The sequence below is a fragment of the Psychrobacillus sp. Z3-81 genome (assembly GCF_056620325.1).
In genome coordinates this window covers 1-287 of sequence record NZ_JBWQPU010000041.1, presented here as the reverse complement: position 1 = coordinate 287, position 287 = coordinate 1, and the positions used below count along the sequence as shown (strand labels likewise).

General features: G+C 43.6%; 1 protein-coding gene. It reads left to right on the top strand.

Annotation, left to right across the window (positions count from 1 at the left end; all coding sequences use genetic code 11):
* Window positions 1–287 (top strand): 3-keto-alpha-glucoside-1,2-lyase-like domain-containing protein (locus tag AC1ECF_RS17545; protein ID WP_480390727.1); only part of this gene is annotated, 287 nt, incomplete at both ends.

The following is a 287-nucleotide window of genomic DNA, read 5'->3' as shown; positions in this document are numbered from 1 at the left end:
AATATATTACGGGCGCAAGCATAGAAGGGCCGACTGATGAATGGCAACATATGAAGATTGAGGTAAAAGGAACAAATATAAAAATTTACGTTGGTGATATGGAAACGCCAAAAATTACGTATGATGACAACAGTCCTACAGCATTTGTACAAGGTAAAATTGGCGTGCGCAGCTTCCAAAGTGATACGAAATACGACAATATTTCGGTAAGGCCATTTGAGGAGGATACTGGCGACGGCGATGACAACGGAGATGGCGAAGAAAATCCGGGCGACGGCGATGACAAC